General features: G+C 65.6%; 20 protein-coding genes, 1 tRNA gene and 1 other RNA gene. 10 read left to right on the top strand and 12 right to left on the bottom strand.

The window, feature by feature from the left end:
- Nucleotides 1–191 precede the first annotated feature (191 nt).
- Nucleotides 192–1,628 (top strand): NADP-dependent phosphogluconate dehydrogenase, encoded by a 1,437-nt coding sequence (gene gndA, locus ACZ9BC_RS06640; RefSeq protein ID WP_079596373.1) that lies wholly within the window; start codon nt 192–194, stop codon nt 1,626–1,628.
- 583 nt (nt 1,629–2,211) lie between these two features.
- Here the strand turns inward: gndA and epsC are convergent.
- The 3 genes from epsC to msrA form a co-directional block, all read right to left on the bottom strand.
- Nucleotides 2,212–2,796, bottom strand: a complete 585-nt coding sequence (gene epsC / locus ACZ9BC_RS06635) for a serine O-acetyltransferase EpsC (protein ID WP_079596372.1) — start codon at nt 2,794–2,796, stop codon at nt 2,212–2,214.
- A gap of 40 nt (nt 2,797–2,836) precedes the next feature.
- Nucleotides 2,837–3,772, bottom strand: a complete 936-nt coding sequence (gene cysK, locus ACZ9BC_RS06630) for a cysteine synthase A (RefSeq protein WP_476245241.1) — start codon at nt 3,770–3,772, stop codon at nt 2,837–2,839.
- A gap of 64 nt (nt 3,773–3,836) precedes the next feature.
- Nucleotides 3,837–4,361, bottom strand: a complete 525-nt coding sequence (msrA, locus tag ACZ9BC_RS06625) for a peptide-methionine (S)-S-oxide reductase MsrA (protein ID WP_476245240.1) — start codon at nt 4,359–4,361, stop codon at nt 3,837–3,839.
- Between the two features lie 98 nt (nt 4,362–4,459).
- On the opposite strand from msrA, the gene ACZ9BC_RS06620 reads away from it, so the two are divergent.
- Entirely contained in the window at nt 4,460–5,383 is a 924-nt protein-coding gene (locus ACZ9BC_RS06620) for a Nif3-like dinuclear metal center hexameric protein (protein WP_181884858.1), read from the top strand.
- A 68-nt stretch (nt 5,384–5,451) separates the two neighbouring features.
- Entirely contained in the window at nt 5,452–6,189 is a 738-nt protein-coding gene (locus ACZ9BC_RS06615; RefSeq protein ID WP_476245239.1) for a zinc ribbon domain-containing protein, read from the top strand.
- Between the two features lie 57 nt (nt 6,190–6,246).
- Here the strand turns inward: ACZ9BC_RS06615 and ACZ9BC_RS06610 are convergent, their stop codons facing one another.
- Entirely contained in the window at nt 6,247–7,011 is a 765-nt protein-coding gene (locus ACZ9BC_RS06610; RefSeq protein ID WP_476245238.1) for a YaaA family protein, read from the bottom strand.
- Between the two features lie 56 nt (nt 7,012–7,067).
- On the opposite strand from ACZ9BC_RS06610, the gene rnpB reads away from it, so the two are divergent.
- Nucleotides 7,068–7,460: RNase P RNA component class A (gene rnpB, locus ACZ9BC_RS06605), an RNA gene on the top strand.
- 143 nt (nt 7,461–7,603) lie between these two features.
- Here the strand turns inward: rnpB and ACZ9BC_RS06600 are convergent.
- Together ACZ9BC_RS06600 and ACZ9BC_RS06595 are read right to left on the bottom strand one after the other, a co-directional pair.
- On the bottom strand, nt 7,604–7,828 hold the full coding sequence (locus ACZ9BC_RS06600) for a hypothetical protein (protein WP_476245237.1): 225 nt from the start codon (nt 7,826–7,828) through the stop codon (nt 7,604–7,606).
- Nucleotides 7,829–8,040: 212 nt separating this feature from the next.
- The gene (locus ACZ9BC_RS06595; RefSeq protein ID WP_476245236.1) at nt 8,041–8,331 is read right to left on the bottom strand and encodes a helix-turn-helix domain-containing protein; all 291 of its coding nucleotides are present in this window, start codon (nt 8,329–8,331) and stop codon (nt 8,041–8,043) included.
- A gap of 938 nt (nt 8,332–9,269) precedes the next feature.
- On the opposite strand from ACZ9BC_RS06595, the gene ACZ9BC_RS06590 reads away from it, so the two are divergent.
- From ACZ9BC_RS06590 to ACZ9BC_RS06575, 4 genes are all read left to right on the top strand, one after another.
- Entirely contained in the window at nt 9,270–9,812 is a 543-nt protein-coding gene (locus ACZ9BC_RS06590; protein ID WP_476245235.1) for a TspO/MBR family protein, read from the top strand.
- Between the two features lie 241 nt (nt 9,813–10,053).
- The gene (locus tag ACZ9BC_RS06585) at nt 10,054–11,532 is read left to right on the top strand and encodes a glyceraldehyde-3-phosphate dehydrogenase (RefSeq protein ID WP_476245234.1); all 1,479 of its coding nucleotides are present in this window, start codon (nt 10,054–10,056) and stop codon (nt 11,530–11,532) included.
- A 70-nt stretch (nt 11,533–11,602) separates the two neighbouring features.
- On the top strand, nt 11,603–11,812 hold the full coding sequence (locus tag ACZ9BC_RS06580; RefSeq protein WP_115525795.1) for a hypothetical protein: 210 nt from the start codon (nt 11,603–11,605) through the stop codon (nt 11,810–11,812).
- 113 nt (nt 11,813–11,925) lie between these two features.
- On the top strand, nt 11,926–12,723 hold the full coding sequence (locus tag ACZ9BC_RS06575) for an HNH endonuclease family protein (protein WP_476245233.1): 798 nt from the start codon (nt 11,926–11,928) through the stop codon (nt 12,721–12,723).
- Between the two features lie 19 nt (nt 12,724–12,742).
- Here ACZ9BC_RS06575 and def read toward each other — a convergent pair whose 3' ends face one another.
- The 3 genes from def to orn all read right to left on the bottom strand — a co-directional run bounded on the left by def (nt 12,743) and on the right by orn (nt 14,260).
- Entirely contained in the window at nt 12,743–13,315 is a 573-nt protein-coding gene (gene def, locus ACZ9BC_RS06570) for a peptide deformylase (protein WP_476245232.1), read from the bottom strand.
- 114 nt (nt 13,316–13,429) lie between these two features.
- Nucleotides 13,430–13,502 (bottom strand) — tRNA-His (locus ACZ9BC_RS06565).
- A gap of 128 nt (nt 13,503–13,630) precedes the next feature.
- A complete protein-coding gene (orn, locus tag ACZ9BC_RS06560) occupies nt 13,631–14,260 on the bottom strand; it encodes an oligoribonuclease (RefSeq protein WP_476245231.1) in 630 nt (209 codons plus the stop codon).
- A gap of 155 nt (nt 14,261–14,415) precedes the next feature.
- Between orn and mptB the strand changes: the two genes are divergently transcribed.
- The gene (gene mptB / locus ACZ9BC_RS06555; protein ID WP_476245230.1) at nt 14,416–15,972 is read left to right on the top strand and encodes a polyprenol phosphomannose-dependent alpha 1,6 mannosyltransferase MptB; all 1,557 of its coding nucleotides are present in this window, start codon (nt 14,416–14,418) and stop codon (nt 15,970–15,972) included.
- Here the strand turns inward: mptB and ACZ9BC_RS06550 are convergent.
- Nucleotides 15,969–16,676 carry a DNA alkylation repair protein gene (locus ACZ9BC_RS06550; protein ID WP_476245229.1) on the bottom strand — a complete coding sequence of 236 codons (708 nt, stop codon included), beginning with the start codon at nt 16,674–16,676 and terminating at the stop codon, nt 15,969–15,971. The genes mptB and ACZ9BC_RS06550 overlap by 4 nt on opposite strands.
- 98 nt (nt 16,677–16,774) lie before the next feature.
- Between ACZ9BC_RS06550 and ACZ9BC_RS06545 the strand changes: the two genes are divergently transcribed.
- On the top strand, nt 16,775–17,674 hold the full coding sequence (locus tag ACZ9BC_RS06545) for an aldose 1-epimerase family protein (protein ID WP_476245228.1): 900 nt from the start codon (nt 16,775–16,777) through the stop codon (nt 17,672–17,674).
- A gap of 40 nt (nt 17,675–17,714) precedes the next feature.
- On the opposite strand, the gene ACZ9BC_RS06540 is transcribed toward ACZ9BC_RS06545, so the two are convergent.
- Together ACZ9BC_RS06540 and ACZ9BC_RS06535 are read right to left on the bottom strand one after the other, a co-directional pair.
- The gene (locus ACZ9BC_RS06540; protein WP_476245406.1) at nt 17,715–18,479 is read right to left on the bottom strand and encodes an alpha/beta hydrolase; all 765 of its coding nucleotides are present in this window, start codon (nt 18,477–18,479) and stop codon (nt 17,715–17,717) included.
- A 2-nt stretch (nt 18,480–18,481) separates the two neighbouring features.
- Nucleotides 18,482–19,570, bottom strand: coding sequence for a LacI family DNA-binding transcriptional regulator (locus ACZ9BC_RS06535; RefSeq protein ID WP_476245227.1), 1,089 nt, complete (start codon nt 19,568–19,570; stop codon nt 18,482–18,484).
- Between the last annotated feature and the right edge of the window lie 16 nt (nt 19,571–19,586).

Genomic DNA, 19,586 nt, shown 5'->3' with positions numbered 1-19,586 from the left:
AGTGCGAAGAGGCATGCGAGCCCGCCCTGGCCCGGACCGGCGGTGACACAAAACGTTCACCGGGTGGGCGGCACTTCCCCCGAGGCTCCTGAATATATATGCTTTATTCCGACCCTTGAAAAATGTCACGGCGTTACCGGCATGGAAAACGCCCCTGCGCATCCGTCGCACAGAAACGAATTGGAGTTTTGATGTCTGCACACATCGGTGTCACCGGCCTCGCGGTGATGGGCGCCAACCTGGCCCGCAACCTGGCGCGGAACGGCTTCACGGTCGCGCTGCACAACAGGTCCGTGGAGAAGACGGACGCGCTGCTGGAGCGGTACGGCTCGGAAGGCGACTTTGTCCGCACCGAAACCCTGCAGGAACTGGTGGACTCATTGGAGAAGCCCCGCCGCGTCCTCATCATGGTCAAGGCCGGCAAGCCGGTTGACTCCGTGATCGAGCAGCTCGAGCCGCTCCTGGAAGCCGGCGACATCATCATCGACGCCGGAAACTCCCACTACGAGGACACCCGCCGGCGCGAAGCCGCGCTGGCCAAGAAGGACCTCCACTTTGTGGGCGTCGGCGTATCCGGCGGCGAGGAAGGCGCCCTGAACGGCCCCTCCATCATGCCCGGCGGTTCCAAGGAGTCCTACAAGGCACTTGGCCCGCTGCTGGAAAAGATTTCCGCCAAGGTGGACGGCGAGCCGTGCTGCGCCTGGGTGGGAACCGACGGTGCAGGACACTTCGTCAAGATGGTCCACAACGGCATTGAGTACGCCGACATGCAGGTCATCGGCGAGGCCTTCGACCTGCTCCGCTCAGGCGCCGGCATCGAGCCCGCCGAACAGTCCAAGATCTTCTCCGAATGGAACAAGGGCGAGCTGTCCTCCTTCCTGATCGAAATCTCCGCAGAGGTCCTGGGCCACGTTGACGGCAAGACCGGCAAGCCGTTCGTCGACGTCGTGGTGGATGCCGCCGGCCAGAAGGGCACCGGACGCTGGACGGTCATTTCGGCTCTGGAACTGGGTTCCCCGGTTTCCGGCATCGCCGAATCCGTCTTCGCTCGTGCCCTGTCCTCGCAGGCCGGGCAGCGCAAGCTGGGCCAGGAACTGTTGCCGGGCAACGAAGCTTCGGTTGAAATCCCCGAGACCTTCGTCGAGGACGTGCGCCAGGCCCTCTACGCCTCCAAGCTCGTCTCCTACGCCCAGGGCCTGGACATGCTGACGTCGGCAGCCAAGGAATACGGCTGGGACCTGAAGCTGGACGAAATCGCGTCCCTGTGGCGTGCGGGCTGCATCATCCGCGCCGAGCTGCTCAAGGACATCACCAAGGCTTACGCCGCGGACGAGAAGCCGGCCAACCTGCTGTTCGCACCGGCGTTCACCAAGGCCATCGGCGATGCCCTCCCGGCGTGGCGCCGCGTGGTTGCCACCGCCGTGCAGCTTGGCATCCCGGTACCGGTGTTCTCCTCCTCGCTGGCGTACTACGACGGCCTGCGCCGCAAGCGCGTCGCCGCCGCCCTGATCCAGGGCCAGCGCGATCTCTTCGGCGCCCACACCTACGGCCGCGTCGACGCTGAAGGCACGTTCCACACCCTCTGGGGCGAGGACAAGTCGGAAATCGCAGCTGTTGACACGCACTAACAGCCTGTAGAACCCTGCTCCGGCCGGCAGTTCCCGCTTATTGTGGGAACTGCCGGCCGTTGCTGTTTCCGGCGTCCGGCGCTTTCTTCCAGAGCGGTTTGTTCCAGGGGAGCCCAGAATGGTCCAGCCAGTAGCAATCGTCACCGGCGCATCCGCCGGGATCGATCGGTTATGAGGCGGCACGGAAACAGGCCGGAAACGGATTCAGCGTCTAAACCGGTGCCCGGCGGGTGGACCGGATGGACCCGCTGAAGCCGCTCGGGGTCACTGTCCTGCCGCTTGACGTGACGGACGACGCATCGATGCGAGCCGCCGTCGGGCGCGTCCTGGCGGAACGGGGACGGATCGACGTGCTGGTTAGCACGGAAATGGCGGGGCGCTGGAGTCCACCAACAGGGCCAGGACATCCACACGGCCTGAAGTCATTACCGGAGCCGTGCTGCATGCCGCCCGTTCCGCCCAGGACCCGCTACCCCGTGGGCAGCGGAGCCAAGTGATCCTGGCGCTGCGCCGGATTTTGCCGGACCGGCCCTACGACGCGGCGGTGAGGATAGTGCTCAAACGCGTCGCCGCCGGCTGAGCGTCAGAGATGGTACTCGATCTCGTATTCGGCCGGGTCCACGGCGGGCTTGGTTTCCCGCTGGGCATCGCGGTGGCGCCATTTGGCAGGAACGCCGGTGACGATGGATTCCGGCGGGGCGTCCTTGACCACCACGGCGTTGGCGCCTACGGCACTGTCCTCGCCGATGGTGATCGGACCGAGGATCTTGGCACCGGCGCCGATGGTCACGCGGTCGCCGATGGTGGGGTGGCGTTTGATCCGTGCCAGCGAGCGTCCGCCAAGGGTCACGCCGTGATACATCATGACGTCCTCGCCGATCTCGGCAGTCTCTCCAATAACCACACCCATGCCATGGTCGATGAAGAAGCGGCGGCCGATCGTGGCACCTGGGTGGATCTCGATGCCGGTCACGAACCTGCCCAGCTGGGAGAGCAGCCGCGCCGGGAAGCGCAGGCCGGGATTCTGCCAGAGGCGGTGCGTCAGCCGGTGGATCCAGATGGCATGCAGGCCGGAGTAAGCGAAAAAGTTCTCGAAAGAACCCCGGGCCGCCGGGTCGTGGGACCGGGCGGCCTCGAGGTCTTCCTTTAGTCTTGCGAAAAAGCCCACAAAGTTCTTTCTACAGGAAACGGGGCGACAGGCGGCTTAATCAGCCGCGGATGTCGTCATAGAGCACGGTGGAGATGTAACGCTCACCAAAGTCGCAGACGACGGCGACGATCAGCTTGCCCGCGTTCTCGGGGCGCTTTGCCAGCTCCAGCGCGCCCCAGACGATGGCGCCCGAGGAGATGCCGCCCAGGATGCCTTCCTTGACGCCGAGCTCGCGGGCCACCCGAACGGAGTCTTCCAGGGTGGCGTCCAGGACCTCGTCGTACACGTTGGTGTCCAGGATCTCGGGCACGAAGTTGGCGCCGATGCCCTGGATCTTGTGCGGGCCGGGGGCGCCGCCGTTGAGGATCGCGGAGTCCTTGGGTTCGATGGCGACGATCTGGACGCCGGGCTTGCGCTCCTTGAGGACCTGTCCGACGCCGGTCACGGTTCCACCGGTGCCAACGCCGGCAACGAAGATGTCCACCTTGCCGTCGGTGTCAGTCCAGATTTCCTCGGCCGTGGTGCTGCGGTGGATCTCGGGGTTGGCCTCGTTGGCAAACTGCTGCGCCCAGATGGAGTTCTCGGTGTTGGCCACGATCTCCTGGGCCTTCTCCACGGCACCGCGCATGCCCTCGGAGCCCGGCGTCAGGACGATCTCGGCACCGAAAGCGCGCAGCATGACCCGGCGCTCGGTGGACATGGTCTCGGGCATGGTCAGGATGACCTTGTAGCCGCGGGCAGCACCCACCATGGCCAGGGCGATGCCCGTGTTGCCGGACGTGCCTTCAACGATGGTGCCGCCCGGCTTCAGGGCGCCGGACTTTTCGGCGGCGTCGACGATGGCCACGCCGATGCGGTCCTTGACGCTGTTGGCCGGGTTGTAGAACTCAAGCTTCACGGCAACGGTGGCGTCCAGCCCCTCGCTGAGCCGGTTGAGCTTGACCAGCGGGGTACCGCCGACCAGCTGCGTTACATCGTCATAGATCCGTGCCATGTACATACGCCTATCTCTGAGGGGTGAATACTGAGGTCAGCCTAACGAGGCGGCGTAACCGTGGCTAAGCGTTAAGCCATGCAGAGTAATATTTCCTTGCCTTCGCGAGCTTGGGGTTGATGATCACCTGGCAGTACCCCTGCTCGGGATGCTTGGCGTAGTAGTCCTGGTGGAACTCCTCCGCGACATAAAAGCGCGGCAGCCGGCTTACCTCGGTGACGATCGGATGGGCCCACAGCGCCTGGTTCCGCTCAATGGCTTCCTCGAACAGGATCTTTTCTTCGGTGGTCTCGTAGAACATGGATGAGCGATACTGGGTGCCCACGTCGTACCCCTGGCGGTTCAGCGTGGTGGGGTCGTGCAGGGCAAAGAACATGTCCAGGATGACGTCTGCCGGGACAATGTCCTCGTCGAAGGTCACCGCCACAACCTCGGCATGGCCGGTGGTGCCGTTGCATACCGAGTAGTAGTCCGGGTTCGGATCGTGCCCGCCGGTGTAGCCGGACACCACGGAGGTAACGCCCCTGGTCTTCTGGTAGACAGCGTCGAGGCACCAGAAGCAGCCTCCGCCAAGAACAAAAGTTTTCATGACCTCTTCAATGGTTGGCGGCCCCGGATGATTCCCTGGCAGCCGTGGCGCCGCGCAGGTATGCGGCCGGTACCGGGCAATGGGGTAAAACTAAGACTATGGAACCTGTGGACACCGACGTTACCGGCCCTAAGAATCCCGACGGCGACGCTCCCGCCGGCGAGCCGGCCGCGGCCGGTCCCGCGGATGCTCCCACGCTGGGTGAGTTGCTCCTGGCCGTCGAGGAGCTGTGGCCGGAATCCCTGGCGGAGAACTGGGACGAGGTGGGCCTGGTGGCCGGCCACCCCTCCGCTCCGGTGACCAAGGTGATGTTCGCGGTGGATCCCACGCTCGAAGTCATCGAGGAAGCCGTGGAATGGGGGGCTGAACTCCTCATCACGCATCACCCGCTGCTGCTCAAGGGTGTTACGTCCGTCGCTGCCACTACCGCGAAGGGCCGCGCCGTGCACCGCCTCATCGAGTCGGGGACGGCTCTCCTCACCGTGCACACCAACGGTGATTCCGCCGTCGGGGGTGTATCCGATGTCCTGGCGGATGCACTGGGGCTGCAGGACGTCGCCCCGCTCACGGTGGCCGCGAACGGACTGCCGGAAGAGGGCATCGGCCGTGTCGGGGACCTCGCCGATGCCATGAGCCTGGGTGATTTTGCCGCCCGGGTCTTCGGAATCCTGCCGTCTGTTGCCGGGGGAGTGCGGGTTTCCGGTGACAAGGACGGCCTGGTCCGGCGCATCGCGGTCTGCGGCGGCGCGGGGGACTCATTGTTTAACGAGGTCCGGGCCAGCAATGCGGACGTTTACGTCACGGCCGATCTCCGCCACCATCCCGCGTCCGAGGCCAGGGAGGCTGCAGTCAACGGCCGGCCCTACCTGGTGGACGTTTCCCACTTTGCCAGCGAATGGCTGTGGCTGCCCGCCGCGGCGGCCGCCCTGGGCAACGTCCTCGCCGACCAGGGCCACGACGTCGAAATCCAGGTCAGTGCCACCAACAGCGATCCGTGGGACTTCATACTCACTCCGGGCTAAGCGCTAGAGTCTAGGAAGCGCCGTTCAGGCGCCCGGTTCCGGCCGGCAGGGATCAAGCGGAGGTAACAGTGGCGAAGGCAGCACCGGCGGAACAGTTGAAGTTGCTCGAACTGCAGGGGCTGGATGCCAAACTGAAGTCGCTCGCCAACCGCCGCCGCTCGCTGGAGAACGATCCCCGGATCAAGGACCTGGAGGCCGCGCTTTCGGTTGCCAGCGGTGAGCTGGGGGCAGCCAAAGTGGCAGTCCACGATGCCGAGGCCGAGCTGAAGCGCGCGGAAGCGGACGTGGAACAGGTTGCCTCGCGCATCGAGCGGGATGAGGCGCGGCTCAACAGCGGCACGGGCCTGTCCAAGGACCTCGTTGCCCTCCAGAAGGACATTGCCTCGCTGAACAAGCGCCGCTCGGACCTCGAAGACGTGGAGCTGGAGGTCCTAGAGCGGCTGGACACCCTCCGTGCCCGGCAGGCGGCCCAGCAGCTGATCGTGGACGATATCCAGGGGTCCTTCGGAAACATTCGCGCGGAACTTGATGAGGCCCTGACCGCGGTGGACGCCGAAGCCGGCGAGGTCCGGGCGAAACGGACGGAGTTTGCGCAGGGGCTGGACGCCGGGCTGCTTGCTGTCTACGAGAAAACGCTGGCCAAGCGCGGTGTGGGTGCCGCGCGGCTGTTCCACGGGACGTCCGAAGCCTCCGGCATGAAGCTCAGCCCCGGCGACCTCGCCGAGATCAAATCCGCCTCCGCCGACGACGTCGTCTTCTGCCCGGACTCCGGCGCCATCCTGGTCCGCTCGGAGGAGTGGGCCTGACCCAACTGGGTAGCGCTAAGTGTCGTTCTGAGGGTTCAAAACGCCACTTGGAGAGACTTAGTTGGGCAGGATGATGTTCAGGGCGTGCGGCTTGCGGGCTGAACCCTCAACCAGCTCCGCGTCCCATTTCTCCCGGGCGGCCTTGAGCAGTTGCTCCGGCGTGCCGGGGGCCTTCCCGCGGCGCACCAGCAGGTGCCGTGCCAGCTCACCCCGGGTGTGCTTGGCGAAGTGGCTGACCACCTTGCGCACCCCGCCGGTTTCCGTGAACACGTTGACAGCCACGGTCTGGCCCGACGGCGGGGCCCACGCGGCGGCATAAGTGCTGGACCGGCAGTCCACCAGCAGGTGCCCCTCAGCCACGGCGCCAAGGGCCTCTGCCAGGAGGGGCTTCCAGAACGGGGCGAGGCGTCCGACGTCGGGCAGTGCCGTCCCCATCGACAGGCGGTAGGCGGGCACGCTGTCGCCAAAGCGGATGGCGCCCCAGAGTGCCGAGATCACCAGCACGGACTCCTCCGCCTTCCGGCGCTGGGCGGGGGTGAGGCTCTGGTAGCCCAGCGCGTCATAAAGGACCCCGGAATAGATCCGGTGCGCCGGAGCCGCCGGCTCCGCGTGGAGCCGGGTGTTGCGCTCGACGTCGTCCCGCAGCGACGTGCCCACGCCCAGCAGGGCGAGTGCGTCCTCGTGGGCGCTGACCGTGCCCAGTGATTCCAGGACTTTTGCCCGGTACGGGTTGAGTTCCGGAAAGCCCAAAGAATGCCAGTCGACGGCCGAACCACGGACCGCGGGTGTCTTGCCTTCGGAGGGGGGAAGCAGAATCAGCACCGTCCGATACTACCGGCGCCCTGATGGTGGGCCCGCGCCGGTAGACTGGAGGCGGATGGGACAGCCAGGCGGCCGCGCGTCACGCAAGTGGCTCGAGGAACGTCCGGGCTCCGCAGGGCAGGGTGGTGGGTAACGCCCACTCGGGGTAACCCGCAGGCAAGTGCCACAGAGAACAGACCGCCTGGGTCGCGCCGGTTTGAAAGCGGCACGAAGCAGGTAAGGGTGAAACGGTGGTGTAAGAGACCACCAGCTTCCCGGGTGACCGGGAAGGCTAGGTAAACCCCACCCGGAGCAAGGCCAGACAGGACACGTTTGAGGGCTGCCCGCCCGAGTGTCCGGGTAGGCCGCTGGAGGGTGCCGGCAACGGTACTCGTAGATGGATGGCCGTCGCTCCCTTTCCGGCAACGGAAGGGGAGGCACAGAACCCGGCGTATCGGCTGTCCCATCCACTCAATAGGCGTTTAGCCCCGTGATTACGGGGCTTTTGCCCTGCATTCCGGGGTTTATGCAAGTTCCGCTTGTCGCGCTGTGACTGGGTTCGATCGTCTTTTGGTGGGGTGTTTTGCCCATAATTTGCCCATGAGATCCAGCCTCAGAACTGGACGTAATGCCCATGCCATTCGCCCTCAGCAGGGCGGCGCACATCGGCGGCCGGGACCCAGCATCCGAAGTGTTGCGACTTGTCGTCCGTCCACACCACATCCACCCAGTCCCGCGAGTAGTACCTGGCGAAGCCGTGGACCTCGACCGTCCCGCCACTCGCCGGTGGAACCTGGGCGATGACCTCCGGCTCGATGCGGTGCTCGAACCGGGTCACCCCGCCGACGTCCACCTCGGGCTGCGGATCGGCATGCTCGTACTCGGCCCCGTCCAGGTGAACCTGGTTGGCTTGTCGTGCAAACCACGGCGTTTAGTTGGTCGCGCCGGACCGCATCCTGCGTGCAACCTCGGCTAGTAGGTCGGCGTCCGATGCGGCCGCCAGAGACGTGCCCCCGCCGCGTGACGCCAAGTCATAGCTGTCTTCGGCGTCTAGTTCATGGTCAGGGTGTCGGCTGCGCGGCCCGTCATCCGAATCACGTCGTCGATGATCTCCAGCCGCCATCCCAGAGCCGCCTCAAGCTTCCGGCGGGTATCTTCTGGCGGGAGGCTCCGGCCGAACTCAAAGTCTCGGATCGTTTTGTCTGACTCGATGCCTGCTTCCTTCGCCAACGCGGCCCTCGCTGAGCCGAGTTCTTCACGCCTCTGCTTAGCCAGCGCCCCCAGGCGCCGCACAAGAGCTTCTTTCCGAGTCTCGATCCCGTCGGTCAATGCGTCCCCCATTCTTGGTGCTCCCTAGAACACACTCTGATTTGTGACACAAGCCTACAAACGTGGGCCATATCCGACCTAGGCCTACGCGCTACCGGTCCCTGGAACACCAGAAGCACCCGCCCACCGAAGTGGACGGGCGTTCAGCATCTTTGGGACCAAGCTGCGTTAGCGCGTCTGCGCCCAAGCAGCACCGACGTACTCATACCACTCGCACCATGCACCGGATGGCTTGCTGAACATGGGCATCCAAGGTCCGTAAACGTAGCGGCTTGTGCTGCCCAGCGATGCGCGGTTGATGCAATGGATTGCTACTCGGAACTCACCGGAACCATTGAAGCAGTAAGTCGAGCGGCTATTTCCGGCCCCACTGATAGGACAGTTCCACGGGGCGGCGCTGGCCGGAACAGCCGAGGCTGCTACTCCTCCCAGCCCGAGCGCCAGGGCCAGGCCTCCGGCCGCCAACCTTTTACGGACACCTGATGCTAGAGCGAATCTCATTTCAAGGCCTTTCTTGGTGCGAATAGTCCCAGAAAGTTATCGCGCTCTGGTGCTTTCATGCGTCCCCTCAATAGGGAATACAAGACCGGTCAACCGAGGTGTATAACGCGATGGCCGAGACCAACCAAAGGAAGCGCCCCACCTCCGAAAAGATGAAGCGCTTTGTGGAGAAACGGCTTCACAGGCCAGTGCGGCCGCGTACGAAGGCTTTACTAGCAATGGCACCGGCGTGCCCCTCCGCAGTCCTTACATACGGGCATCTTTTTGGCGCCGATGACACAAACGCTGCCGCCATCCCGCACGGGGGAGTAACAATGGATTTGGAAGCTTTTGCCCTGGATTGCCCTCGCCGGGGAGGAATTACGCGGAAAAGCTTCAGAACCGGCGGATCGGGTGGCCCATCCACTCATGACGTTTGACCTTGGAAGCTCTGTTGGGGATCCTGAACCGTGCCCGCAAATACTGATCCGCAACCGCCCGCCGGCGCTCCGCGCGTGCTGACTCCCGGCCGCGGCCGGCAGGCACTGGCCCTGCTGGGCTTCCTGGCCCTGTCGCTTGCCGCCTGGGCCCTTGCCTCGATCCCCATCATCCTGAACTCGAACGGCTGGTTCGCCGGCTCGGTCAAGGCGCCGTGGATGCCGCCGGGATGGATGTTCCGGTCCATGTGGATGATGCTTTATGCCGGTGTTGCCGTCGCCGCCTGGCTGGTCTGGCGGAAGGGGGCGCTGCACGGCGGCACCTTGGCCGGCTATGTGGTCCAACTGGTGCTCAACGCAGGGTGGCCGTTGACGTTTTTCGGCCTGTTTCCCGTTTTCGGTACCGCTGCGTTGTGGGGGGCCCTGGCGGTGATCAGCGGACTGGCGTTGTCCCTGGTGTTCCTGATCCTCCGGTTTGGCCCGGTCAGCGCACCGGCGGGCCTGCTGGTGCTGCCGTACTTCTCCTGGGTTGTGTTTTCCTCAAGCCTCAATTTCTACTCAGCCCTCCACAACTGACGTCACGTGTGAGTGATTTCACGCGGCCCGTGCCTGTTCCTGGCAGTCAGCCAACTTAGAATGGATACCGGACGTAGGGGTTCTACCGCCGAAAGTTGCGTTCGCAGCCGGCGGTTTTTCTTTGCACACGATCCACGCGCCTGGGGGCCGAACCCTGCAGGCGTGGGTGCCCCTGGACATCATCAGGTGGCCGACATTCGCGTACGAAGACGTATGCGGCTGAACCGAGGAAGGTATTTCTGTGAGCCAGACGTCAGATTCTTGTCTTGATACGTGGATGGGCCGGGAGGCCCTCGCCGAGGCCATGATTCCGGTGATCGGCCGGCTGTACCGCGAGAACAACGTGGTGACCAGCATCCATGGCCGGAGCCTGATCAACAAGTCCACCATGAACATCCTCAAGGCGCACCGCTTTGCGCGCCGGATGAGCAAGGACGAACTGCTCCTGGAGGAGACCGCCCCGCTGCTGAACACCCTGGCGCAGCTGGAGCTGGGGGCCGCCGCGATCGACATCGCCCGGCTGAACCAGAAGTTCAAGGAAGAGGGCGACGGCCTCACACTGGAGGAATTCCTGCGTGCCGAGCTCGCCGAGATCGTGGGCAAGCGCGGCGGCGACGACCGCACCAGCACCGATGTGGTGCTTTACGGCTTCGGCCGGATCGGCCGGCTCCTGGCCCGCCTCCTCATCGAAAAGGCCGGTGGCGGCCACGGCCTGCGCCTGCGCGCCATCGTGGTCCGCCGCGGGTCCGACAACGACCTTTCCAAGCGCGCCAGCCTCCTGCGCCGCGACTCAGTCCACGGCTCGTTCGAAGGCACCATCCGCATCGACGAGGAAGCCAACACCATCACCGCCAACGGCGTCCAGGTGCAGGTCATCTACTCGAACGACCCCTCCACCATCGACTACACCGTCTATGGCATCAACAACGCCCTCGTGGTGGACAACACCGGCCGCTGGCGCGACGCCGAAGGCCTGTCCCAGCACCTGCAGAGTAAAGGTGTTGCACGGGTCCTGCTGACCGCTCCGGGCAAGGGCGAGCTGAAGAACATCGTCCACGGCATCAACCACCGCACCATTGAGGACACCGACCAGATCGTGTCCGCGGCGTCCTGCACCACCAACGCCATCACCCCGGTGCTGAAGGCCATCAATGACAAGTTCGGCGTGATCCACGGCCACGTGGAGACCGTCCACTCGTTCACCAACGACCAGAACCTGATCGACAACTTCCACAAGGGCGACCGCCGCGGCCGCTCCGCCGCGCTGAACATGGTGATCACCGAAACCGGTGCCGCCAAGGCCGTGGCCAAGGCGCTGCCCGAGCTGCTCGGCAAGCTGACCGGCAGCTCCATCCGCGTCCCCACCCCGGATGTTTCCCTGGCCATCCTGAACCTGACCCTGGAAAACGGAACCACCAAGGACGAGGTCAACAACTACCTGCGCGAGATGTCGCTGCACTCGGACCTGCGCAAGCAGATCGACTACATCGATTCCCCCGAAGTGGTTTCCACAGACTTCGTCGGTTCCCGCCGTGCCGGCATCGTGGACGGCCTCGCGACGGTGTCCACGGACAAGAACCTGGTCCTCTACGTCTGGTACGACAACGAATTCGGCTACAGCTGCCAGGTTGTCCGCGTGATGGAAGAGATGGCAGGCGTCAACCCGCCGTCGTTCCCCGCGAAGGAAACCGCGGCGGCCCTGGCGGCAATCGCCGTCTAGTCCCGCCCCGGTTCCACATTTCCCGGCTGGTTCTCTGGAATCAGCCGGGAAACGGGACCACACTTGTGCCATGGATAAAGAATCGACGCTCCAGCACGAGACTACCCTTGAGCACGCCCTCGACGTCGCCAAAGCCAACCACAAGGAAGCCATCCGGTTGCTTGAGGGCGCCCGCGCCGGACACGCAGCGGGAGACGTGGGCGAGGACCGCGTCCGCCAGCTTGAAGGACTCCTGGCGATAGCGGAGGAAGACCTCCGAAGAGTGATGCGGGAGCAGTGACTGCCCCCGGCTGAACCCTCACCTCCCCTCCACACTGTGGAAAACAGCCGGGTGGCCCTGCAGCTGCCCTAGGCTCATGTGGTGCGTGATATTGACCCAGCGGCAGCAATCCCGTGACCGTGAGCTGGTCCGCCTACCGGCAGGCCCGCCGCCGTTCGCGCCAGGCGTGGATGGTGCTCGCACTTGCCGCCGTTTCCACGGTGGCGGTCCTGTTTTGGTTCTTCACGGCCGGCCAGTTTGCGGTCGCAGAACCGGCCGTGGCCGGTCCCGCCGAGGCGCCGGTTTTCGATCCCGCCTGGATGAAGCCCGTGGTGCCGGTCAACCGCATCCCGGAAGGCCGAGCCCTCGACGCCCTGGAGGAGCTCGCTGTTAAGGGACGGGCGGGCAAGGACAACTATGACCGGGAGGCTTTTGGCCAGGCCTGGCTGGACGTTGACCGGAACGGCTGTGATACCCGCAACGACATCCTCCGCCGCGACCTGGCGGACGTTATCTTCGCGAAGGATTCCTCCTGCAGTGTGGCGGCCGGACGTTTCCACGAGCCCTACACGGCCCGGTTTGTCGACTTCCGCCGCGGCTCCGAGAGCAGCCGGGCAGTGCAGATCGACCACGTGGTGGCACTGGCCGATGCCTGGCAGAAGGGCGCCCAGCATCTTACTCCCGGCCAGCGACAAAGCCTCGCCAACGATCCCCTGAACCTGGTCGCGGCCGATGGCCCCGCCAACCAGCAAAAAGGCGCCGGCGACGCCGCCACCTGGCTTCCAAAGAACAAGTCAATCAGGTGCCACTACGTCGCGCGCCAGATTTCCGTCAAGGCCGCCTACAGCCTGTGGGTAACGGAGGCGGAAAAGGATGCCATGAAGCGGGTGCTGGGATCCTGCCCCGGCCAGCAGACCATCAGGGCGGACTGACCGGCTCCGGCTGCAGGCGTCAGTGCCCGAAGGGGTCAGGGTCCACCCCGGGCATCCAGGTCAGCCCCGGCACGCCCCAGCCGTTCTTCTTGGCCTGCTTCATCGCCTTGCGGGCGTAGCGGTCCATCAGCCGGTTGACGTACAGCTTGCCGTCAAGGTGGTCGAACTCGTGCTGGATGACCCTGGCGAACCAGCCCGTGGCCTCGAACTTCACCGGCTGCCCGAACCCGTCAAAGCCTTCCACCCGCGCCCATTCTGCGCGTTTCAGGGGATACACTTCCCCGGGAAAAGACAGGCAGCCCTCTTCTTCCTCGTCGGGATCAGGAACAGCGCCGGAGATCTTGGAGAGTGTCAGGACGGGGTTGACCAGGACGCCGGCCGGGGGAGCGTCGTCGTCGTTGGCGTACTTGTACACAAAGATCCGCTTGCCCACCCCGATCTGGGGTGCTGCGAGGCCCACGCCGTTGGCGGCGTCGTTGGTTTCGAACATGTCGGCAATCAGGGTGCGCAGCTCGTCGTCGAACACTTCCACTTCGGAAGCCCGGCGGTGCAGTACGGGTTCTCCCCAGATGGTGATCGGCAGAACGGTCATGTCAGCGGTCCTTCGGCGGTATCTCGTGCAAAAGCAATAGGACAAAACAAAGGAGGCCGCACCGGATATCCGGTGCGGCCTCCTTGCTGGACGGCTGCAATACCATCCTGTGAGGGTGAGCTACGGGGGTTGAACCCGCGACCTCCTGGACCACAACCAGGCGCTCTGCCAACTGAGCTAAGCCCACCATGCGCCCTGCAGATTTCCGGCTAACCGGCCCTCTGGAAAGGCAACTCAAATAGCTTACCTGCTCTTCGGGAGTGCTTTGTCCACTTTCGGCCTTTTCAGCAAAAAATCCTGGAAACGTGGCGCAGATTACGTTTCAGCGAGCTCAGCATTCCCGCCGGCGGTGATGCGGCGGGCAATTTTCTGCGCGGTGGCGCTGTCCGGTCCGGGGGACGGCACAAAAACCGCTTCCCGGTAGTAGCGGAGTTCGTCGATGGAGTCCTTGATGTCCCCGAGCGCACGGTGGCCGCCCTTCTTTGCCGGGGATTGGAAGTAGGCCCGGGCGAACCAGCGGCGGGAGAGCTCCTTGATGGTGCTGACGTCAATGACCCGGTAGTGCAGGTGCTCCACCACGGCAGGCATGTCCCTGGAGAGGAAGACCCGGTCCGTGCCCACCGAATTGCCGCCCAGCGGGGCCTTCCGCGGGTCGGGCACCCACTCTGCGATGTACTCCATGACTGCTGCCTCTGCCTCGGCCATGGTTTTGCCGGCGGGAAGTTCCTTCAGGAGGCCCGACTTGGTGTGCATGTCCCGGACAAAATCGTTCATCTGGGCCACGGCGGCATCGTCGGGTTTGATGACCACATCCACGCCGTCGCCGAGGATGTTCAGTTCGGAGTCCGTGACCAGGGCTGCCACCTCGATCAGGGCGTCGTTCTTGATGTCCAGGCCGGTCATTTCGCAGTCGATCCAGACGATTCGTTCGTTAGATATAGGCACCGGACCAGCCTACCGTTACACCTCCGGGCAACCGGCCGGTGCTAGGATTTCGGGTACGCGGCGGGTCGCCCTGCCGCTGAGGAAACGCGCCCCGGCCGGCTGTGCGGCCCGCGGGCAGAAGCCGCGCAAACGCAAGAAGATTGGACGATCCTGAGATGACGGCGCCTGTGCCCGCGACGGGGGAGTTGGCGGCAGCCGCCACTGCCGTAGCAGGCGGTGCAGAGGTGGACAATCCCCGCTCGCCCCTGATCGCCGGTTTTGTGGGCTCCGTGTTCATGCTCATCGGCTCGCTTGGGGTGGGCTGGCTTGCCCCCGTCTCGGAACTTCGCCGGATGCCCCTGTTCATTTGGATGCGTGCCGAAGCAGCGGGTGTTGCCCTCTCAATCGTTCTCCTGGCCGTGGGCGGCATGCTCCTGGTCCGGGCCTGGCTGCGGCTGGGCCAAAAAGTGCGGGTCTGGGGGGACCAGGCGCGCAATGCCACCCTGATGGCCGTGGTGGCCTGGGGCCTGCCCATGATGTTCAGCGTCCCGCTCTTCAGCCGCGACGTTTACGCGTACATCGGCCAGGGCCGCCTCATGGTGGAAGGCTTCAACCCCTACGAAAACGGCATCTCGGCCCTGTCCAACTACTTCCAGCTTGGTGCGGACAAGATGTGGACGGAGGCGCCCGTTCCGTACGGCCAGCTGTTCCTGTGGATCGAACAGTTCGTCGTATGGGTTACCAATGTCCAGCCGGAAGCGAGCGTGATGCTGTTCCGGCTGGTGGCGCTGGCAGGTGTTGTCCTTTGCGTCATCTACGTGCCCAAGCTCGCTGAACTGCACGGCGTCAACCCGCACCGCGCCCTCTGGCTCACCGTGGCGAACCCGCTCTTCCTGACGAACTTCATCGCCAGTGTCCACAACGACGCGCTGATGATCGGCCTGGCGCTGGCCGGACTGTACTACTCGGCCACCCGGCGGGTGATCCGGGGCGTGGTCCTGGTGACCCTTTCCATTGCCGTCAAACCCATCACCATCGTCTTCCTGCCCTTCATCGGGCTGCTGTGGGCCGGACGTGACGCCGGCTGGGCACGGAAGTTCGCCTTCTGGGCGATGACAGGCGGGCTGAGCCTGGGCATCCTTACCCTGATGAGCCTGGTCAACGGCTTCGGCTTCGGTTGGATCAACGGCCTGTCTGCCCCGGGAAGCATCTCCATCTGGTACGCGCCTGTGGGCCTGATCGGCATGGTGGTTGCCTCGCTGGCCAATTCGTTTGGCCTGGACGGAGCGGTCCTGGCTGACGTGGTGTTCGACGCCGGCAAGCTGCTGGCCGTGGGCGTGGTCGCGTCGCAGATATTCCGGGGGGACTATGACCGGCTGATGCGGCGCCTGACGCTGGGGTTTGCCGCGGTGGTCCTGCTGGCTCCGATGATCCAGTCCTGGTACGTGGTGTGGCTGATCCCGCTGTTTGCCGTCACCGGCATCCGGAACGACTGGCAGGTCAAGGCACTCTACTTCGTGGTTTCGTTCTTCATGATCTACGCCATTTCCGACCAGCTGGAAGTCTTTCCCTACCTCCAGACCGAGGATCTCGGTTTTGCGCTGGCGATGGCCCGGGTTGCGGCCGCCCTCACCGGCCTGCTGTTCGGCCTGTACCTGGTGTTCTGGGACCGGGGGACCAGGAGCCTGTTCCGGAAGGTGAACGAAAACGTCGTCGAACGTCCCGTCATCTAGCCTGCCTTCCCGTTGATCCGCCGCAGCGCCTCCCGGCGGGAGAGCGGGCTGATGGCGGACGCGTGGCCGGCAACGAAGGCCGCCACCCACTCGGGGTTGGTCTTGGCGTATTCCCGCAGGGCCCAGCCGATCGCCTTCCGGACGAAAAACTCCGGGTCCGCCAGGTTGGCCTCGACCACGCGTGCCAGGAGTGCGGTGTCGGTGCTGCCCTTCGCCTTCAGCTGCGCCGTAATGGACGCGCGCCTGACCCAGAAGTCGGCATCGGTGCTCCAGCCCAGAAGTACAGCGGTCATCTCGGGGCGGTGGGCCTGCAGCAGGTTGCACAGGCGGCCCGACACCCCGTCCGCGAAGTCCCACCAGGCTCCGCTGCGGATGACCTCCTCATACACCGGCAGCATGTACAGGTCCCTGGCCACCAGCCGGCTGCCCGTCAGGTCGATCGCCGCGTACCGTTCCTCCCTGACGGTGGAGGTCCGCCACAGCTCCAGTACCGTGGCACGGAGCTGGTCTCCCGACTCAAACGGCGCCGCGGAAGCGGCCGACGCGGCGATCCGGCGTACTTCGGGTACCCGCACTCCCAGCGAGGGCAGGGTGGACTTCATGTAAGCCTGCGCGCCGGCAGCACGGGCGGGGTCCGCCCGTTCCCGCAGGGCTGCCCGAACGGCGTCGAGAACTTCCTGGTTAACCGCGCCGGGATTGGTCATGGGGCAACTCTAGCGGGGCAAGACTCCCGATCTCCGCTAAGCTGGTTAGCGCTAACAAGTTTTGGCACCCCCGCCTACGAGCCACCCGGAGCATGCTCATGACTGCCACCGAATTCCCCGTCGCCCACGGACCCTACTCCGCCGTGGTGACGGCCCGCGGCGGCGCCCTCCGGGAACTGCAGCACAACGGCCGCGACCTGGTGGTCAGTTTTGGGGCGGACGGCCGGATCCCCGACTACCGGGGTGTCATCTGCGCTCCCTGGCCCAACCGCCTAGCCGACGGCACCTACGCCTATGCGGGCGGATCCTATGCGGCCCCCATCAACGAACCGGAACGCGGCTCCGCCCTTCACGGCCTTGCCACGGAGAAAATCTGGGATGTCCGGCACACAAGCGGGACAGAAGTGGTCCTTGGTTGCCGCATCGACGCCGGCACGGCCTTCCCCGGCGAGCTGGAGCTGTCAGTCACCTACACCCTGTCTGCGGACGGCCTGCGCAGTGCCGTCACCGCAATGAATGCCGGAACCCGGGCAGCCCCCTACGGCGTGTGCCCCCATCCCTACCTGGTGGCTGGTCCATCACTGCTGGACGAGTGGTCCGAGGAGGTTCCGGCGGGGGAGTTCCTTGAGGTGACGCCGGACCGGTTGCTGCCCGTGGGCATGCGTACCGTCATGGGCCATCCATTCGATTTCCGCAGCCCGCGCCGCCTGGGCGCGTTGAAAATCGACCATGCCTTTACCTCCATCACCCGGGATACTGACGGGCTCGCGCGGGTGCGGGTGACGGACCCGTCCGGAACCGGAGTTGAACTGGAGTGGGGCGCCGAGTGGCCCTGGGTCCAGATCCATACAGCGGACAAGCCCTTCGGTCCGGACCGGCTGGGACTAGCCGTCGAGCCAATGACCTGCCCGCCGGATGCCTACAATTCGGGCCGGGACCTGGTTCACCTCCAGCCGGGCGGGTCACACGCGGCCGCGTGGACCATCCGGGCGCTGTGAGACTGCCGCAGCGTCCTTGCCGGCACCCTTCCCGTAGCTGCTAATTCGCGCCCACTGCTTCGCGGGCCGGGAATGTCCAGCCCGCACGCGCAAGCCAGTCGGCGCAAAGGGCAGGCCACTGCTCCGCCCCTGGCTCTCCGGCCGCCAGGCCCAGGCCGTGGCGGCCCTGGGGGAAAACGTGCAGTTCGGCCGGCACCCCGGCGCCCAGCAGGGCACCGGCATAGCGCAGGCTGTGGCTGACGGGTACGGCGGCGTCGTCTGCGGTGTGCCAGAGAAACGCCGGCGGCGTCTCCGCGGTGACCTGCAGGTCTGCTGACAGGGCAGCAAGGATGTCCGACGACGGCGCGTGGCCCAGGAGGTTGTCCACCGATCCCTGGTGGACGTCCTCCGTGCAGGACACCACGGGGTAGCACAGCACCGAAAGGTCCGGGACGGCTTCAGGGACGTCCAGGCGCGGGCTGCCGGTAACGGCGGCTGTGGAAAGGGTAGCCGCGAGGTGCCCGCCGGCTGAAAATCCCAGCACGCCCACGCGTTGCGGGTCTATAGCGAGGCCGTGTGCGCCGCTGCGGATGTGGAGCACGGCTTCCTTGGCATCCTCCAGGGGTGCCGGGTGCCGGTCCGGCGCCACACGGTACCTGAGCACGAAGGCGTGGATGCCCAGCCCCGCAAGCCACTCGGCTACCGGCTCAGCCTCGTGGCCGGCCTGCCTGGCGTAGCCGCCGCCGGGAAGCACCAGGACCGCGGGCCGGGCGCCGTCGCCGGCTGCACCGGGATGTGCCGGGACCGCCGTCAGGGTGGCAGCCATGGTCACGCTGCCACTTCTGTGCTGCGGCGGAGTGTGACTTCGCCGGTGATCTGCTGCGGCGGGCCGGCGTCGTGGTCATCCCCGCCGTCCGCCCCCGGCGCGGTGGCCCGGGTGGCGAGCCGTCCTATCTCCTCCAGCGGCAGGCGGACGGTGGAGAGTGCGGGGCGGAAATCGCGGAGCGTCTCGATGTCGTCGAAACCGGCAATGGTGGCATCCCGGGGAATCCGCAGCCCCTCCGCCCTCAGCGCGGCGGCGGCACCGATGGCCATCACGTCGTTGACAGCGAAGATGCACAGCCTGGGGCCGGTGGCTTCGCCGGTGTCAGCCTGGCCGCCCTTGATCCGGGCCGCCAGCGTGAGGCCCGCCTCGTAGCCGCCGGCACGGTTGAAGGAACTGCGCAGGATTTCCGCCGGTGCCCGTCCCGCCTTGGCGAGCCCCTCCTGGAAGCCCCGGATCCGGTCGTCGGAAGTAAAGAGGCCTTCCGGACCGCCGATGACCACAAAGTCGCCGTCCCAGCCGGCGGCCAGTTCGGTTGCCAGGGCGCGTGCCAGTTCCTCGTTGGGAACGGCGATGACGTGGTAGCCCTCGGGAGCCGTTGCGCCCACCACGGGATGACCGACGACGGCCACCCGCCCTCCGTTGCGGCAGTACCTGTCGAGCTCGGCAGCCAGTTCGGCGTTGTCGTCCCGGTCCTCGGTCCGGGACGAGCGGGACCCGGCGATCACGATGGAGTCGGCGCGGCGTGCGGCAAAGGCTGCCACGGCTTCCTTCTCTTCTGCCGGCGCGCCGCCGGTAGTGGCGAGCAGGACCATCTTGCGCTGCTCCCTGGCCGCGTCCTGCACTCCGCGGGCGATGGCGGCGAAGTAGGGGTCCGCGATGTCATGGACGATGAGCCCAATGAGGCCGGAACTCGATTTGGCCAGCCCCTGGGCCTGCGCGTTGGGAATGTAACCCAGCGAATCGGCGGCCTGCCGGACACGGTCCGCGATGTCCTTTCCAGGCTTGCGCGCAGAGCCGTTCAGGACACGGGACGCCGTGGCGGGGGATACCCCGGCCAGCCGGGCCACCTCGGTGAGGGTACTTGCAGCCACAGCAACTCCTGGGCGT

It is taken from the genome of Pseudarthrobacter sp. TE3704, from assembly GCF_056279405.1.
Note: the sequence above shows the minus strand (reverse complement) of the source record. Positions and strands in the feature narration are given on the sequence as shown.

Bases quoted from the DNA above. Each gene is read 5' to 3' on its own strand.
- gndA (WP_079596373.1), top strand. From the start codon at position 192: ATGTCTGCACACATCGGTGTCACCGGCCTCGCGGTGATGGGCGCCAAC.
- cysK (WP_476245241.1), bottom strand. From the start codon at position 3,772: ATGGCACGGATCTATGACGATGTAACGCAGCTGGTCGGCGGTACCCCG.
- msrA (WP_476245240.1), bottom strand. From the start codon at position 4,361: ATGAAAACTTTTGTTCTTGGCGGAGGCTGCTTCTGGTGCCTCGACGCT.
- ACZ9BC_RS06620 (WP_181884858.1), top strand. From the start codon at position 4,460: ATGGAACCTGTGGACACCGACGTTACCGGCCCTAAGAATCCCGACGGC.
- ACZ9BC_RS06595 (WP_476245236.1), bottom strand. From the start codon at position 8,331: ATGGGGGACGCATTGACCGACGGGATCGAGACTCGGAAAGAAGCTCTT.
- ACZ9BC_RS06580 (WP_115525795.1), top strand. From the start codon at position 11,603: ATGGATAAAGAATCGACGCTCCAGCACGAGACTACCCTTGAGCACGCC.
- def (WP_476245232.1), bottom strand. From the start codon at position 13,315: ATGACCGTTCTGCCGATCACCATCTGGGGAGAACCCGTACTGCACCGC.
- mptB (WP_476245230.1), top strand. From the start codon at position 14,416: ATGACGGCGCCTGTGCCCGCGACGGGGGAGTTGGCGGCAGCCGCCACT.
- ACZ9BC_RS06550 (WP_476245229.1), bottom strand. From the start codon at position 16,676: ATGACCAATCCCGGCGCGGTTAACCAGGAAGTTCTCGACGCCGTTCGG.
- ACZ9BC_RS06545 (WP_476245228.1), top strand. From the start codon at position 16,775: ATGACTGCCACCGAATTCCCCGTCGCCCACGGACCCTACTCCGCCGTG.
- ACZ9BC_RS06540 (WP_476245406.1), bottom strand. From the start codon at position 18,479: ATGGCTGCCACCCTGACGGCGGTCCCGGCACATCCCGGTGCAGCCGGC.